This is a genomic window from Leptospira weilii serovar Ranarum str. ICFT, assembly GCF_000332415.1.
Lineage (GTDB): Bacteria > Spirochaetota > Leptospiria > Leptospirales > Leptospiraceae > Leptospira > Leptospira weilii_A.
The window spans coordinates 117,240-131,637 of the sequence record NZ_AOHC02000037.1; the positions used below are offsets into that span (position 1 = coordinate 117,240).

The 14,398-nt window shown below is 40.7% G+C and carries 10 protein-coding genes and 1 pseudogene; 6 read left to right on the top strand and 5 right to left on the bottom strand.

Annotated elements, in window-relative coordinates; genetic code table 11:
• Window positions 1–853: 853 nt before the first annotated feature.
• The gene (locus LEP1GSC060_RS11500) at window positions 854–1,744 is read right to left on the bottom strand and encodes a hypothetical protein (RefSeq protein WP_003004501.1); all 891 of its coding nucleotides are present in this window, start codon (window positions 1,742–1,744) and stop codon (window positions 854–856) included.
• Window positions 1,737–4,919, bottom strand: coding sequence for a SpoIIE family protein phosphatase (locus LEP1GSC060_RS11505; protein ID WP_036096237.1), 3,183 nt, complete (start codon window positions 4,917–4,919; stop codon window positions 1,737–1,739). The genes LEP1GSC060_RS11500 and LEP1GSC060_RS11505 overlap by 8 nt, the downstream gene beginning before the upstream one ends.
• A 140-nt stretch (window positions 4,920–5,059) precedes the next feature.
• On the opposite strand from LEP1GSC060_RS11505, the gene LEP1GSC060_RS11510 reads away from it, so the two are divergent.
• Window positions 5,060–6,343, top strand: coding sequence for a dicarboxylate/amino acid:cation symporter (locus LEP1GSC060_RS11510; protein ID WP_036096238.1), 1,284 nt, complete (start codon window positions 5,060–5,062; stop codon window positions 6,341–6,343).
• Window positions 6,344–7,747 carry an MATE family efflux transporter gene (locus LEP1GSC060_RS11515; RefSeq protein ID WP_003004344.1) on the top strand — a complete coding sequence of 468 codons (1,404 nt, stop codon included), beginning with the start codon at window positions 6,344–6,346 and terminating at the stop codon, window positions 7,745–7,747. It begins immediately after the preceding gene.
• Window positions 7,748–7,931: 184 nt separating this feature from the next.
• Here the strand turns inward: LEP1GSC060_RS11515 and LEP1GSC060_RS11520 are convergent, their stop codons facing one another.
• Together LEP1GSC060_RS11520 and LEP1GSC060_RS11525 are read right to left on the bottom strand one after the other, a co-directional pair.
• Complete coding sequence (locus LEP1GSC060_RS11520; RefSeq protein ID WP_003004698.1) at window positions 7,932–9,347, bottom strand: NHL repeat-containing protein; 1,416 nt, start codon at window positions 9,345–9,347, stop codon at window positions 7,932–7,934.
• Window positions 9,311–10,204, bottom strand: a complete 894-nt coding sequence (locus LEP1GSC060_RS11525) for a site-2 protease family protein (protein WP_003004938.1) — start codon at window positions 10,202–10,204, stop codon at window positions 9,311–9,313. The genes LEP1GSC060_RS11520 and LEP1GSC060_RS11525 overlap by 37 nt, the downstream gene beginning before the upstream one ends.
• A 152-nt stretch (window positions 10,205–10,356) precedes the next feature.
• Between LEP1GSC060_RS11525 and cysE the strand changes: the two genes are divergently transcribed.
• Both cysE and LEP1GSC060_RS11535 read left to right on the top strand, forming a co-directional pair.
• A complete protein-coding gene (gene cysE, locus LEP1GSC060_RS11530) occupies window positions 10,357–11,073 on the top strand; it encodes a serine O-acetyltransferase (RefSeq protein ID WP_003004735.1) in 717 nt (238 codons plus the stop codon).
• A gap of 87 nt (window positions 11,074–11,160) precedes the next feature.
• Window positions 11,161–11,418 carry a hypothetical protein gene (locus LEP1GSC060_RS11535; RefSeq protein ID WP_003004117.1) on the top strand — a complete coding sequence of 86 codons (258 nt, stop codon included), beginning with the start codon at window positions 11,161–11,163 and terminating at the stop codon, window positions 11,416–11,418.
• A gap of 53 nt (window positions 11,419–11,471) precedes the next feature.
• Here LEP1GSC060_RS11535 and mpl36 read toward each other — a convergent pair whose 3' ends face one another.
• A complete protein-coding gene (gene mpl36, locus LEP1GSC060_RS11540) occupies window positions 11,472–12,368 on the bottom strand; it encodes an RlpA family plasminogen-binding lipoprotein MPL36 (RefSeq protein ID WP_080634561.1) in 897 nt (298 codons plus the stop codon).
• A gap of 106 nt (window positions 12,369–12,474) precedes the next feature.
• On the opposite strand from mpl36, the gene LEP1GSC060_RS11545 reads away from it, so the two are divergent.
• Together LEP1GSC060_RS11545 and LEP1GSC060_RS11550 are read left to right on the top strand one after the other, a co-directional pair.
• The gene (locus tag LEP1GSC060_RS11545) at window positions 12,475–13,383 is read left to right on the top strand and encodes a tetratricopeptide repeat protein (RefSeq protein ID WP_003004386.1); all 909 of its coding nucleotides are present in this window, start codon (window positions 12,475–12,477) and stop codon (window positions 13,381–13,383) included.
• Between the two features lie 37 nt (window positions 13,384–13,420).
• Window positions 13,421–14,392, top strand: a pseudogene (locus tag LEP1GSC060_RS11550) (tetratricopeptide repeat protein); the annotation flags it as partial.
• Between the last annotated feature and the right edge of the window lie 6 nt (window positions 14,393–14,398).

The window sequence follows — 14,398 nt, forward strand, 5'->3', positions numbered from 1 at the left end:
AATTTTTGACCGATTACGACGGAATTTTTTTATTTTTCAGAACGACATTACTTTGGCTGCGGGAATCTTACTTTCAATGATAAAATCGAAATGAATCCGTTTTAACGAATGATTGCAGAGCTTATTCTAATCTAAAAACCGAACATTTCCGAACTCAATGAATTGCGACTTGCAACGCGATCCATAGCGAGAGTTGCATGAGTTTCCCCAAAATTATGGTTAAAACCCAGTCGCCCTTCTAGGAAAATCCCACCGACCCCTGATTTCTATTCACCGATCCCTAATTGCCGCCCTATGGATCGGCATCCGGGGAGCAATTCACTTTAGCTTAGGGAGTGAGATTGGCAAAAGCCGCGAAGCGATAACTCAATGTTGCCGTCTTCGGACACACCATAATCTTTTACTTAAGTAATCAAAGATAAATGCAATTTTTAAAATATTCCATTTTTTTAAAACGAAAATCGAATTTTCAGGATACGTAGATATTCGGATGGGGCGCCATATCTGAGCCTGTCCCAAAACTTAAAACAATCGCAGAGATTCGCGGCCATTCCGATAAAATCGGACGGTTGGCAGACAAACTCTTAACTGAAATTCGTTATAATCAATGCGAAAGCGATTGAAGCGAGATCAACAAATTGGAATGTCGAAAAGATTTCGTTTTTCGCGCGATCCATCAATTTGTTGATCATAGCTGAAAGTAAGAAACTCAACCTCGTAACGCGAGATAGGTCCGGCGCTTGGCAAAGCCAAGAACCGGATTCGCCCGAACACTCAACCGCAGAATTCCCGTTAACGAAAAGTGAGTTCCGTATTTCGAAAAAGATATTTCGTACATCGTAAGGTTATAATATTAAGGAAGTTGCACAAAGGTTCCGAGGATGGATTCTTTTTGAAAAGTTTTCCAAGTATAAACTTCGTAAGGACCGGGAGTAACCCAACCTTTCAACAAACCGGGCCAGTTTTTATCTCGAATGGATTTTAGTCTTAAAATGACTTCTCTCGTCGTTTTGGGAGAATTTTCGAAGACCAATTTTTTGACAAAAGCCCGATATCCCGCAGGACCCAATTCCTTATAAAGAATATATTGAATTTTGAATGCTTTATTGTAAAACGTAGGAGTCGCCGAAGGAAATTTTTCCCTAAAATCGGGATCCAATGGAAAATCTTTTTCACCTTGAAGTCCTTCTTCCGTACTCCATTCCTCCGCCATTGAAATCAGTTCTTCCTTTGTGAGATTGATTTTTTTTTCCTTATACAAAACAAAAGGTAAGAAAGAAACCAATCCTTCACTCAGCCAAGGGAGATCCGAAAAATAAAAATGCCCGAGTTCATGAAACAATAACGCAGGAAATCCCGCCGGTGAAAGACCGGGCTCCATAAAAATTCCACGCGTGGGTCCTAAGTCTCCGGAGATATTATTGTATCCTCCTACTCTGGTTCCGTTTAAATGAATTCGGTCTTGAACCACCAAAAGAACCTTATATTTCTCGGAAGCTCTTTGACCTTCGAATACGGAGGCGCTCGTTTCGTGAAAGGAAATACCGGAATAAGATTCTAAGGCTTTAAAAAGATCGGCGGTTTTGCGATAAGCGAACTCGTTCCAACTCTTATCTTGGGAACCGTTTCGAATTTCAAGCACGAGTTCCCCTCGATTCAAAGGAATTCTTCGAATCCACGCGCTTTTATCCGAATAAAGATTAAAGGAAATTAGAAATAAAATTCCTAATAAAAACTTACGCACGATCTCTTTCGATGAGTTTCAAAAGTCTTTCCCCATTTTGATTTCCGGGATCCAAGTGTATCAATTTTCGAGCCGCTTCTTCGGCCAAATCGAATTGATCCATCAAACGATAGATATCGGAAAGATTGATCAAATTGGATAAATTCTCAGGTTGGATATCGTTCAGTTTCAAACTTGCTTGAAGCGCTTGTTCATACTTTCCTACTTTCTTATTTGCGATCGAAAGATAGAACCAATACTCGTGTAATCCCGGATCCGTTCTGAGATAGTTGTTCAAAACTTCGATCGCGGTCGTATAATCCTTACCTTTAAAACTTAAAAGACCCAAAAGTTTATTGATCTTTTGATTTGCGGTATCGTGTGTATATCCGGTTTTGAGAAGTTCAAGAGCCTGTTCCACTTTGCCGTTTTTATAAAGTTGTTTTGCATCTTCATAAATCACGTCCGGATTTAATGCGACTTCAATTCTATCACCGCCGGTAAACATCTCATCCAATTCGTCCTTTTTCTTTTCGGTTTGGAACTCGACTTTTAAAAGGGAAAGATCGTCCGTTAATTCTCCGTATTTGCGGATTTCAGTCTCGATGTCTTCTAAGTTTCCTCTGCCTTTTTCCACGTTTACGAGGAATAAATTCTCATCTTCGTTGATCGTTCTTGTCGTTTCTTCGGGAGTAAGATCGATATCGTCTCGCCCGTCCGATCCGAGGATCAAAACGTCCCCTTTTTTCAGTTCGAAATTTCGCACTTGAAAATCGAACTCCGAATCCAATCCCAATTTACGAAGTTGAAGTCCTTCCTCCAAAAAACTGGCCTTTCCGTCCCGATACAAAACGGTAAAAGGATGTTCCGCATTGAAGTAAAAACATTTTCCCGTTTCCTCTTCGATCAAAAAGATCGTCGCGGAGATCACCATACTTCCGTTAAACGATTTAAATACGGAATGAATTTCGTTATATACGTCTCTTAACCATTCGGAAGGCGTCCTATCCAAAATTCTATTGTTTGCCGCCGAACGAGCCATAATGGAGTTCATTACGACGCCCATAACTAAAGCGCCTCCGGCGCCCTGCATGGATTTTCCCATGGCGTCTCCGTTCATCACCATCGTATAACGTTTATAATGATCCGGCATTCCTAAACGTAAATTCCCGGTAATACAAATGTCTCCGCCGAGGTCGGAATGTTTTCCGCGGAACTCGAATTGCTTTTTTTGTTTCAGCATAAATTCGGTATTAACGAGTTTCGATTTGTTTGCGTTGTAAAAAAGCGGTTTTGCTAAAAGGGAAGTTAGAAAATAATCCCCGTCCTGCTGAACTTTCAGCCTTTGGACTTCTTCCATTTTTTCTTGAACTTCCTGAGTTCTTTCTTTCACTTTTTCTTCCAAGTTCTCCGCATAATCCTGAAGTTCCCTTCTGGCTTGTTTGATGGAAGAAACCATCGAGTTAAACGAATCCGCCAAAAATCCGATTTCATCTTTTACCTTTACGGGAACCTGAACGTCAAGATCGCCTTTGTTTACCTTTTCCACCCCGGACAATAAGTTGTTCAACGGATTGACAAGACTGCTTTTGAAGAACAATGGGAATAATACAAGAACCACAAAGATTACGGCAAATAGAATGACCGTTTGTTTTACGGAAGTAGGATGTACGAATTCTCTATATTTTTTATAAGAGAATCCGAACTCGACCACTTGTTTTTTAGCGGGAACATATTTCATAAACGCGACGTGATGACCCAGTCCGTCTATACTTCTTCTATAATGTCTCGTTTCCGCAGGTTTGAAATAACTGAAGTATTTTAAGAATTCGGCTTTCAGCTCTTTACCGGAAATTTCTTTTCCTTTCCAATTACATCCTTCCAGATTTTTCAAAATTCCGTTTTTGTAAGATTCCAAGTTCTTATTTTTTTCCAAGTAGGACTTTCCTTGATCGCAAAAAGAATCGGAATTGAGTCCTTGTAGTTTATTGGTATTTACGAAAGCATCCCTATTTAGCTTTTCTGCATATTTCAAAAGGGCCTTTTTTAAATCCTTGCTACTTAGGGAAGAATTCTCTTTTACGAACTCGTAAATCGTATCCTTGTGACCCGCAAAGTATTCGGGCGATCCGTCCAAAATCAATTTAAGATTTTCGCGGAAATTATCTTCTTTGAGAGCGACGATTTCTTCGTAGATTAGAGTGTTTTGTAAATCCACTTTTACGAGAGAAAGATCCAATCCGTACTTCGGATCGTAATCGTCGGCGTTCAGTTCGCCCGTTTTTTCGTCGTATCCAAGAATATATTGTACGTCGCTATTACCTCGACCGTTTTCCAAAACCCGTTCGCTATTTACGATATGCAAACCGTCGTATTCCGCTTCCTTGTCTTGATTGGAAATAAAAACGAGCGCCTGCATGATCAAACAGATCGTAAATAAGGTAATCCCTACGATCTTAACCATGAATGTGGTTCTTTCAGTACTGTTGTTGATAAAGGCAATGGCCACAACCGAAAACGCCGCAATGAAGAAAATAACGTTCGAAGTCATGTATGTGGATCTTTCCATATAACCGTCTCGACTCAAGACGTTGGAAATATTCGGATAAAAGGCCGCGATCATAAATCCGATCGCAAATAAGAAGATCGCAAATCTTTTCTTCTCCTTATCCGTAATGATTCTCCAAGCGGGAACGAGAATAAAGGCAATAACGGAATAAAACGCTATAAGCAACGAAAGATATTTGCTCGCGATCAGAGCGTTAAAATCCCAATGATGCGCCGTAAAGTGATAGATCTTTTCCGAAATAAAAGTGAGATAAATAAAAAAACAGGCGACGATGAATCCGAGAACGTGTTGGAAAACCATCATCCAAAACGCGAACTTCTTATTGTTATTACTCGGGTAACGAATAAAAAATTGAGTAAAGTGAGTGATCGTAGGTAAAATCAAACAACCCGTAAACCACCTGTGATAAGCCGCGATCGGATGATAGTAAAACGCCGCCATAAAATATCCGATCTCAAAAAAACCGAATACAAAGAAGGCTACTCCTAGGTGATACGTTGCGGCGGTCTTTCTTTTTAAACTCAGAAAAAAGGCGGCGAGAAAAAAGGTCGTAATCGTTACTAGAAGACTTCCAAAAGAATAATAATTGAACAGAATCAAATCTGATCTCAAAAAATCTAATCCCATAATCTCCAGGTCCGTCTTTCTAATTCTTTATTCGGTTCGAAAACGTGCTGACTCGTTAAAAATCTCGAAAACGGCTATAATAATTCATACCAAAACTAAAAATCAATAGAAAAAATAAGGAATCAAAAGAGTTTTCCAATATGCCAGTTTTCAAAAAACTAAATTCACTTAACGTTAAGATTTTAGGCCGCTTAAAAGAAAAACTATGGTTAAAAATCTTCGTTGGAATGTCGGCCGGAATTCTTACCGGAATCCTACTCGGTTCCGATTTATCTTTGGTCGATAGAAGTGTCGCACAACTTACCACTTCTTGGCTTGTTATACCCGGGCTTTTATTCATCAACCTCTTACAAATGATTATGTTGCCCTTGATCTTCTCTTCTATTATTCTCGGAATTTGTTCCGCTGAAAACATAGAGAATGTTAAAAAACTAGGAATCGGAACCTTAATTTATTTCGTTTTTACGACTTTCATCGCCGTCACGATCGGAATCGTATTGGCGCTTTGGTTGAAACCGGGAAAGTCCACGATTCAAATTAAAAATACTCTGATTTCTAAGGTTCCATCCCCCACGGAGATTCCGACTTTAGACAAATATCCCGAATTGTTTATGTCCTTCTTTCCAAAAAACCCGTTTCTTTCGATCACTCAGGGAGAAATGTTAAACGTAATCGTGTTTTCTATTTTGCTCGGAATTGCGATCCTTTCGGTTTCAAAAGATCTATCAAAACCGATTCTTGAAATTTTGAATTCGGTTTTTCAAATCAGTATGAAAATCGTAAATTGGGCGATGGTTTTGACCCCGTTTGCCGTTTTCGGTCTGATGGCAAAGGCGATCTCCACCATCGGCGTGGAATTGCTCGTTACTCTCGGCGTTTATATGAGCGTAGTTCTTCTGGGACTCGTCGCAATACTCGGAGTTTATTCGATCATTCTAATATTTTTAGCAAAAAGAAATCCGATCGACTTTTTCACAAAGATCGCGGGTTTACAACTCCTCGCCTTTTCAACTTCAAGTTCCGCTGCGGTCATGCCGGTTTCGATTCAAACCGCGACGGAAAACTTAGGAGTGAAAAAAAATATCGCGGAGTTTATCATTCCTGTCGGAGCTACGATCAATATGGACGGAACCGCTCTTTACCAAGCGGTCGCAACGATTTTCTTAGCGCAGTATTTCGGAATCGAATTAACTCCGGCTCAGTTGATTTTTATTCTTTTTGTAACCGTCGGAGCGTCGATCGGAACTCCGAGTACACCCGGAATCGGAATCGTGATTTTGGCTACGATTCTTGCCGGAGTAGGAATTCCGGCGGAAGGAATCGGAATCATTTTAGGAGTGGATCGTTTCCTTGATATGTGCAGAACAACGGTTAACGTTACCGGAGACATTACCGCTTGCTGCGTAATGGATAGGATGACTTGATTGGGATATAAAAGCCCGTCCCGAAAAAAACTTAACACTTTGTTCCCGTCGAATAACTCGGCAAGTATTGAGACACGTCGTAAATTTTATCGACTTACATTCTATAACATTCTCGCAAATATCAGCGTACCTCTGACCGGTTTGGTCGACACGGCTATATTAGGAAATCTTGATACTTATGTTTTTATGGCGGGAGCCGCGTTATCCGGAATTCTTTTCGATTTAATGTTTTGGATGTTCGGTTTCCTAAGGATGGGAACCACCGGTTTGACCGCTCAGGCCGCCGGAAAAAGGAACGAAAGAGAATCTCTTTTTATCCTGGCCCGATCCGTCGTCTTAGCTTGTTTCTTCGGAACGATGATTCTGCTTCTTTCTCCTTGGATTCGTGAAATCGGATTTCAAATTTTACGGGGAAATTCCGACGTTAAAGCCGCAGGTATTTCTTACTTTGACGCGAGAATTCCGGGTTCCATTGCGGTTCTTTGTAATTACGTATTTACGGGTTGGTTTTTAGGAAGAGAAAAGAGTTCTATCGTTTTGATCGCTACCGTCGTCGGAAACGGAATCAACGTTCTTCTCGACTTATGGTTTATTTTGGATTTAGGTTGGGAAGCGTATGGAGCGGGTTTAGCTACGAGTATCAGCCAGTTAGGAATGTTGGTCGTTTTTATGTTCTCGTTTTTCAGAGAACTGAAAATTCATCCTAGCTTAAAACTTTCTTTGTTGAACGATAAAAATCTTTTTTCAATCCGCGGTTTTTCTTCCCTTCTTCACTTGAACAGAGATATCTTTTTGAGAACTTTGTTTTTGATTATTACGTTTAGCTTATTTAGAAATTTCAGCTCGGAAGCCGGTACGGAAATTTTAGCGACTAACTCGATTCTACTTCAACTGATTCTTGTGAGCGCTTACTTGGTGGACGGAGTCGCATTTGCTACGGAAAGTTTGGCCGGAAATATATACGGCGAAAAGAATTGGAAACTTCTGAACGAACTTCTATATCTCGCTCTTTACAACGGTATTCTTTTTACTTCGGTCTTTCTCGGGTTTATTTTTCTGTTTCCGAATTTTATCTTCGGAATGATTACAAGGAGCCACGCCGTTTTATCTTTGTTGAAGGACTATCGATTCTGGTTGTTTCCGGTTTTAGAAATCGGAGCGATTGCGTTTATTTTGGATGGATTTTTTATCGGACTTACACAAGGAAGAATTCTTCGGAATTCGATGTTTGTTAGTACGACTTTTTTCTTTCTTCCGGTTGCGTATTTTGGAAAAATTCAGAAAGACAATCATCTTCTTTGGTTTTCTCTCGTTTTGCTCATGGTTGGAAGGGCGTTGACCCTATCCGTTCAAGCAAAAAAATTTTTTGAAAGTTTAAAATACGAAACGCGGACTACGACATAGACGTCTGAATAAAAAGATTTAAGATCTTTTCTCTCGATATGGTTATCAAAAAAATTAACATTCTAAGTTATATATATAATGATTTTTTAATAACTCTAACATAACGTTTCCGACTTATTCGTATTCTTTATCCGGCTCTTTCAAAAACGGATTACAACTTTTCCGGGACGTTAAAATTCCGAAATCACTCCAAAATCACTTGAATTTCAGCGGGAACATTTTTCCATTCTTGCGAATCCCTACTTTTATAAAAAATCGGAGATTGGATCTCGTTCCAACTTTCGGCTCGAAAGAGATCTATATTTTCCTCTCCTTTTTTAAACACGCGGGAGGATTCTTCCGAAGAAGGTTTTACATTTTGAATCGGAGCCCATCCGAAACCCGGGATATAAGCGTCTAACGTGTCCTTGAAAGAAACGGAATTCGGTCCGGTAATGGAAGCCGTATATTGAGAACGAACGGGAACACCCGAATCTAAAAGGCTTTTTTTCAAAGAAGGTATGGAAGTTCGGAACAATCGCGCGTCGAAAATCCTATCCACGTAATAGGAATTTTTTTGAGTTTCTAAAAATTCGTTTCGCAAGAACGGTTTTAAATCGTCTCCGATTTTTTCTTTCTTTTCTAAAAACTCATCGGTGACGTAATAACGAACGTTTTGAGTCCGCGCTTCAAAAGAATATTCTAAAGTTTGTTTTCCTTTTGGATCGTCCACCCCGAGAACTTTTACAAAAGCCTTTTCGTTTCCGATAAAATCCTGTTTAAATCCGGCTTGAACCATCTTTAGATTTCGAATTCTTTGATGTTCCGTCGTAGGCGGTTGAAAAACTCCAAGCGAACCTCCCGCGATCGAGAGTTCGTTTAACGAAAAGATGATCCTAACCTTCATTAGATGAATCTTTTCTCCGGAAGCGATAAAACGATCCGTTTCCACAAAGGAAACTTTTAGAACTTCCCTTCCGGTCCGATCGATTACGAAAATTTTACTTCCTAAAAAAACCATTCCTCTGATTTCTTTAGAAGACGTTTTGATGGAACCCGTAATCGCTCCGTTATTCGGATTGTATCGATAGATGTTTCCGTCGGAAGAATCGGAGACCCAGATCGAATCTCTTGCAAAAACCAAATCTCTCGGTTGAGCGCGGTCCGTTAAAAAACCCCCGATCAATTTTCCTGTGGCCTTGTCCAAGATGGAAATTTTTCCGTTTTCCTGATCCAAAATATAAAGCAAAGAATTTTGGCTCGCGATCCCGCCGATTTTTTCGATCGGGACCGGAATTCTTTCGGTAACGCCGCCCGTATTCGGCTCCACTTTTAAAATCAGTTTTCTGGAGCCGACAAAAATTCTTCCTTCTCGCGGATCAAAATTGATTCCGGTGAGAAAAGGAATGTTCAGTGAAAACGATTCCTGTCTTCCGTTCGGATCGACTCGATACAAAGATCGATGTGTGGAATCGACGTACCAAAAGTTCGTGCCGTCGTATGTCAAACCGTACGCGTTTTCTGTAAGTTTGATTTCTTGATCTTGATCAAAAATCGGAGTCGAAATTACGAAAAGAAGGATCGTTACATATCTGAAAAAACCGATTTGAGTGAAATCCATAACTCCTCAGCAAGACCGGGTCTATTGATATCGGTTCCGAGTTGGATCGGAGAAGGTACAAAAATAAAGATCAGCGTAAATAAAATCAATAGGCCGCCGATTTTTCGAACTCGATCCAAAGGAACCACCGGGTCAGGTATAAAAGGGTGTTCTACTTTTATGATGAAATAAATCAGAAAACCCCACAGTAACCAGGAAAAATTCCAGAAACATAAAAGCAAAAAACCCGTAAAAAGATAATAAATCCAATTCCTATACCTTTCCCCAAAAACGGAATAAATTACGTGTCCTCCGTCGAGTTGACCGAACGGAAGTAAGTTGATCGCCGTGACAAGAAGTCCCACCCAACCCGCTTGCGCCAGCGGATGAATCCAAACGTCCTGAACGGCAGGATTAAAAGGCCCTAGAATCCATTGATTCACGAAAATCGTAAAAAGAGATTCTCCAAAAGAAATGATACCGGGATTTCCTTTGACGTTTTCCATCGGAATCAACGAAGACAAATAGATTCCTACGATGTAACAAGGTACGGAAAGAATCAAACTCATCAGAGGACCCCAAATTCCGATGTCAAAGAGTTGCTTTTTATTTCGAATCGGTTCCAAGATTCGAATGACCGCGCCCATCGTTCCTATCGGAGCGAAAGGAATCGGTATAAAATAAGGCCATGTCGCTTTAACGCCGTAATATCGAGCCGCTAAAAAATGCCCCATCTCATGAGCCGAAAGAATTATAATCAAAGAAAGGGAATAAGGCAGTCTAAGAAAAAATAATTCTTTTAAGTATGGAACGGATAGGAAAGGGATCTCAAAAAATTCGCTTTGAAATGTGAGCGTCAGAAAGGTTAGAATAAACAAAATTATATGTGTTGAAGGTCTAGATCGTTTCAATCGTATATTCTATTCTTCTTGAAAAGAATCCTCTTTACATTGTATCACGAACTTTGAACCTTTTCCTTACGGCTCGCTAAAACCGAATTTTCCGTTACCGAAAAACCGGAGATTGACATTTGTTTGAAAACATTAAATTTATAAGAAAGTACGACCCGGCGGCTAAGTCCTATCTGGAAATCGTACTTTGTTATCCGGGCCTTCACGCGCTCTGGTTTCACAAGTTGGCTCATTTTCTTTATCGGATGAAACTTACTTTAATCCCAAGGATGATCAATACTTTTTCCAGATTCATCACGGGAATCGACATTCATCCCGGCGCTCAAATCGCAAACGGAATTATGATCGATCACGGACACGGAGTTGTAATCGGTGAAACCGCTACGATCGCCAAAGGATGTTTGATCTATCAAGGTGTGACGCTCGGAGGAACCGGAAAAGAATCCGGGAAACGTCATCCGTCTTTGCTTGAGAACGTAGTAGTCGGAGCGGGCGCCAAAATACTCGGCAATATTACGATCGGAAAAAACGTGCGAGTGGGAGCGGGGTCCGTCGTTATGCGAGACGTTCCTCACGATACGACCGTGGTCGGAATTCCGGCAAAAGTAGTTCGTTCTAAAATGCCGATCGGAGAAGAAGGCGAACACATGCTGGATCATAACGAAATTCCCGATCCGGTTGCAAGGGTATTCTCGATCCTACTCGAAAGAATCGAAACCCTTCAAAAAGAAATCCGTTCCATGGATAAAAGCGGACCTTCTCGTTCTTGGCCTAAAAAGGAAACGGATAACTTGGAAGAAATTTTGGACGAATTCATCCACGGAGGCGGGATCTAAATTCGGGTTTGTAAATTTCTTTTTAAAACCCGAATTTCTCGGCTTTTTCGAATTGATTTTTCATTTTAAAATTTTCTCATATACGGAATGAAAAAACGGATTCTTCTCACTTGGATCGCTTGTGTGTTTACAATCGGAATTCTCAATTGTAATTTTCTAACCGCCAACGAGCAACTCTGCGCAAAAGACATGGAAGAATTTGATAAGTGTTTTCCGGTTCTGCTCTTGGCAATACCGGGATGTGTAGATCCGAGTTTAAACACCTGCGGGATTGCAGTTGTGGAAACGGCAAAGGAAATCTGCAGAGGAAGAATGCAACAAGACAGTTGCAGAGCACATCGTTAAAAACAAAAGCCCCGAATTTCGGGGCTTTGAAACAATCTTTTTAAATCGATCGATTACCTTTTGGGAATGAAACAATCGATTCCGTCGGTCTTTAATTTCGACTTCAACGATTCCGCGTCGGTTCTGTTGGCGAAATCTCCCAACTGAATTACGAACAAACCGTCTCTCGTAAATAGGAAAGTTTTTTCACCGTATTCTTGTCCAAGACCGGATTTATAAACATCCGCTTTGGTTTGATCGCGGAATACGCCAACTTGAACGGTATAACCTTTTGGAGAACCTTTGATATACTTTCCACCTGCGACCGATTTGGTGGGAGAATCCGATTTTTGAGGATTTAATTTTTCGGGTTTCTCGTCTTCCAAGAGAACCTCTTCGTCGTCCGTGTTTTCGAGATCTTCGGATTCTTCACCCGCACCGCCGCGTTTTACCACTTTGATACCGACTTTTGCGATACCGATATCCTTGAAATCCAAAGTGTCCGCCGCTTTTTCGGAAAGATCGATGATTCTATCCTTTACAAACGGTCCTCTATCGTTGACTCGAACCAAAACCTCTTTTTGATTTTCAAGATTTTGAACCCGAACGATGGATCCTAAAGGAAGAGTCGGATGCGCCGCCGTCAATTTCGTTTTATCGAACTTCTCTCCGCTTGCAGTCGGTTTACCGTGAAACTTCGCTCCGTACCAGGAAGACATTCCGACTTCATCAAAATCTCCGGAATTTGTTTTTTGAGGAGGTTGCGCTTTTGCGTATTTTTCAACGTTCAATTCTTCCTCAAAAGATCTGCGTCCCGGTTTTTGAGAATTCGAACCGGAATCCATCGGTGCGATTTCTTTTTCAAAAAAGATCTCCGACGGATCTCCGGAAGCGCTGATGCTTCGTTTAGATTCCACCGAAGCGCAAGACGTAAAAATAATCAGAGCGGTTAAGATTGTTATTTGTTTCATGTTTCCCTCGGATCCTAGCGATTCCTTTATCAAATCGGTAGAACTGAAAAATTTCATGACAACTTTTTCGGTGGCCCAAGCCCGAAAAAGTTCCGATAGTTGTTTTATGACCGGAACGGACATCGGCAAGATATTCAATCAGGCTTTGGCCTTTGAAAAAGAAGGCAAACACCCGGAAGCCGTTCGACTTTATGAAAGTCTGATTCAATCCCAACCAAAATACCAGAAATCCTATCTCAACCTGGGAGCGCTTTATTCCAAACAAGGCAACTCCGTAAAAGCGATCGAGGTTTATCAGAAAGCCCTCGGGATCGGAAAAACTCCCGAACTTTATTACAACATCGGAGTGGAACTTTATAGGACCGGAGAGATCGAAACGGCGGTTCGATCCCTGAAAAAATCTCTCGAAATCGAAAAGAGATTTTTGAAATCGCATATTCTACTCGCCTACTGTTATCGACAACTTGAAAAGGACGATAAGACCGAACTCTATCTTACCAATGCGATCCGACTCGATCCTGAAAATCGAATGGCTCTCATCGCTCTTGCAACTTTACATTTTGAAAAAGAACGTTGGAATCAATGTCTCGAAACGGCCAACAAAATCAATAAACTCTATCCCGGCGATTCCAGAATGCAGGTGCTTCTTTCCGAAGTTCATACTCGTCTCGGAAATTTTAAACAGTCATTCGAAATTCTTAAACAAGCAACAACTCAATCCAAAGGGTTTACGCGTTTTTCGGATGCAATCGAAGAGTCTAAAAAAAATCCGGAGGAAGCGGCGTTCTTCAATTCATTGGAAAAACTTACGAAGAACAAGCTGGACGAGTTCCGATCCAAATTTGAAATGAGCCAGGAAAATCCGGAAGACTTCGCGCCTCCCAATCCTCAGGATGCACTTGATCTTTCACTCATGTATTTGTTCCATGGTGATAAAGAACGAGCCTTAAAGTATATGCTCTATGCTCAAAAGCAATTGGAAGAATCAAGTGCAGAGAAATCGAGCGATCCGTAAAAAACAACGAGACGCTAAAACGATTCGGGGAACATTCTTATTCATTTTAGGAATCGTTTCTCTTTTAAACTTTTGTATTTATCCGATCCGAGAAGCCGAAATTTTAGAAACCGACGTTTCATTTTTATACTTAAATTCTTCGGAATTCTCCCAAGCCGAATTGGAAAAAATTACTTCGACCTGGAAAGTTAAAGGACTGAGAGGAAAAGGAACGACTGCAGAAGATAAAAATAATATAGGAATCACATTTGCAAAACATTCCCTTTTGGACGACGCTGAATCCGCCTGGAAGGAATGTCTGAAAATTTCCGAATCGAATCCGATTTGTTTTTCAAACCTGATTCGTATGCACTATCTAATCGACGAGTACGAAATTGCAAAACAAGAAATCGCCGCTTATCTAAAAACCGCAAAGAAAGATCAGATCCAACAAGTTCGAAAATTACTTACGACCCAAAATCGAAGGGAAGAAACGGTCCTACTGCTGGATATTCAATCCAAAATTCCGGGCATGGAAGTTGTTTCTTGGGATGAATTGAGCGTGTATCTTCTCGAAAAACAAGAATACGAAAAAGCGTATTTTTATTTGGAAAAAATTCTACAAATCAATCCGTATCATAAGAACGCGCGCGCTTCGATGGTATTGCTGGCGCATGATCTGGAAAAATGGGACGACCTTTTGATGTTTGCGATGAGCCTTAATTCTACGGACGATAAGATCCCCGATTTGAATTATTACATTGCAAAAGCATATTATGAAAAACGAAACTATTCCGAGGCATTGGAATGGATTCGAAAATCGCCCGAATCGGAAAAAGAAACGCTTCCGTTTGTAGAACTCTGGAAAAGAATTCTGCTTTCCGTAAATCCATACTCGGACTTACATCCGATCCTTCCTTATATCAAAAAAATGCAGGCTAAAGGTTTACAAATTCGAGAAGAGGATATTTTACCGACTCTCGATGTTTCCGGAAAAAAAACGATCGAGGACATCAAGGTCGGTCGCTGATTTGAA

Coding starts and splice junctions, on each gene's coding strand:
- LEP1GSC060_RS11545 (WP_003004386.1), top strand. CDS start 12,475: ATGACCGGAACGGACATCGGCAAGATATTCAATCAGGCTTTGGCCTTT.
- LEP1GSC060_RS11535 (WP_003004117.1), top strand. CDS start 11,161: ATGAAAAAACGGATTCTTCTCACTTGGATCGCTTGTGTGTTTACAATC.
- mpl36 (WP_080634561.1), bottom strand. CDS start 12,368: ATGAAACAAATAACAATCTTAACCGCTCTGATTATTTTTACGTCTTGC.
- LEP1GSC060_RS11510 (WP_036096238.1), top strand. CDS start 5,060: ATGCCAGTTTTCAAAAAACTAAATTCACTTAACGTTAAGATTTTAGGC.
- LEP1GSC060_RS11505 (WP_036096237.1), bottom strand. CDS start 4,919: ATGGGATTAGATTTTTTGAGATCAGATTTGATTCTGTTCAATTATTAT.
- LEP1GSC060_RS11520 (WP_003004698.1), bottom strand. CDS start 9,347: ATGGATTTCACTCAAATCGGTTTTTTCAGATATGTAACGATCCTTCTT.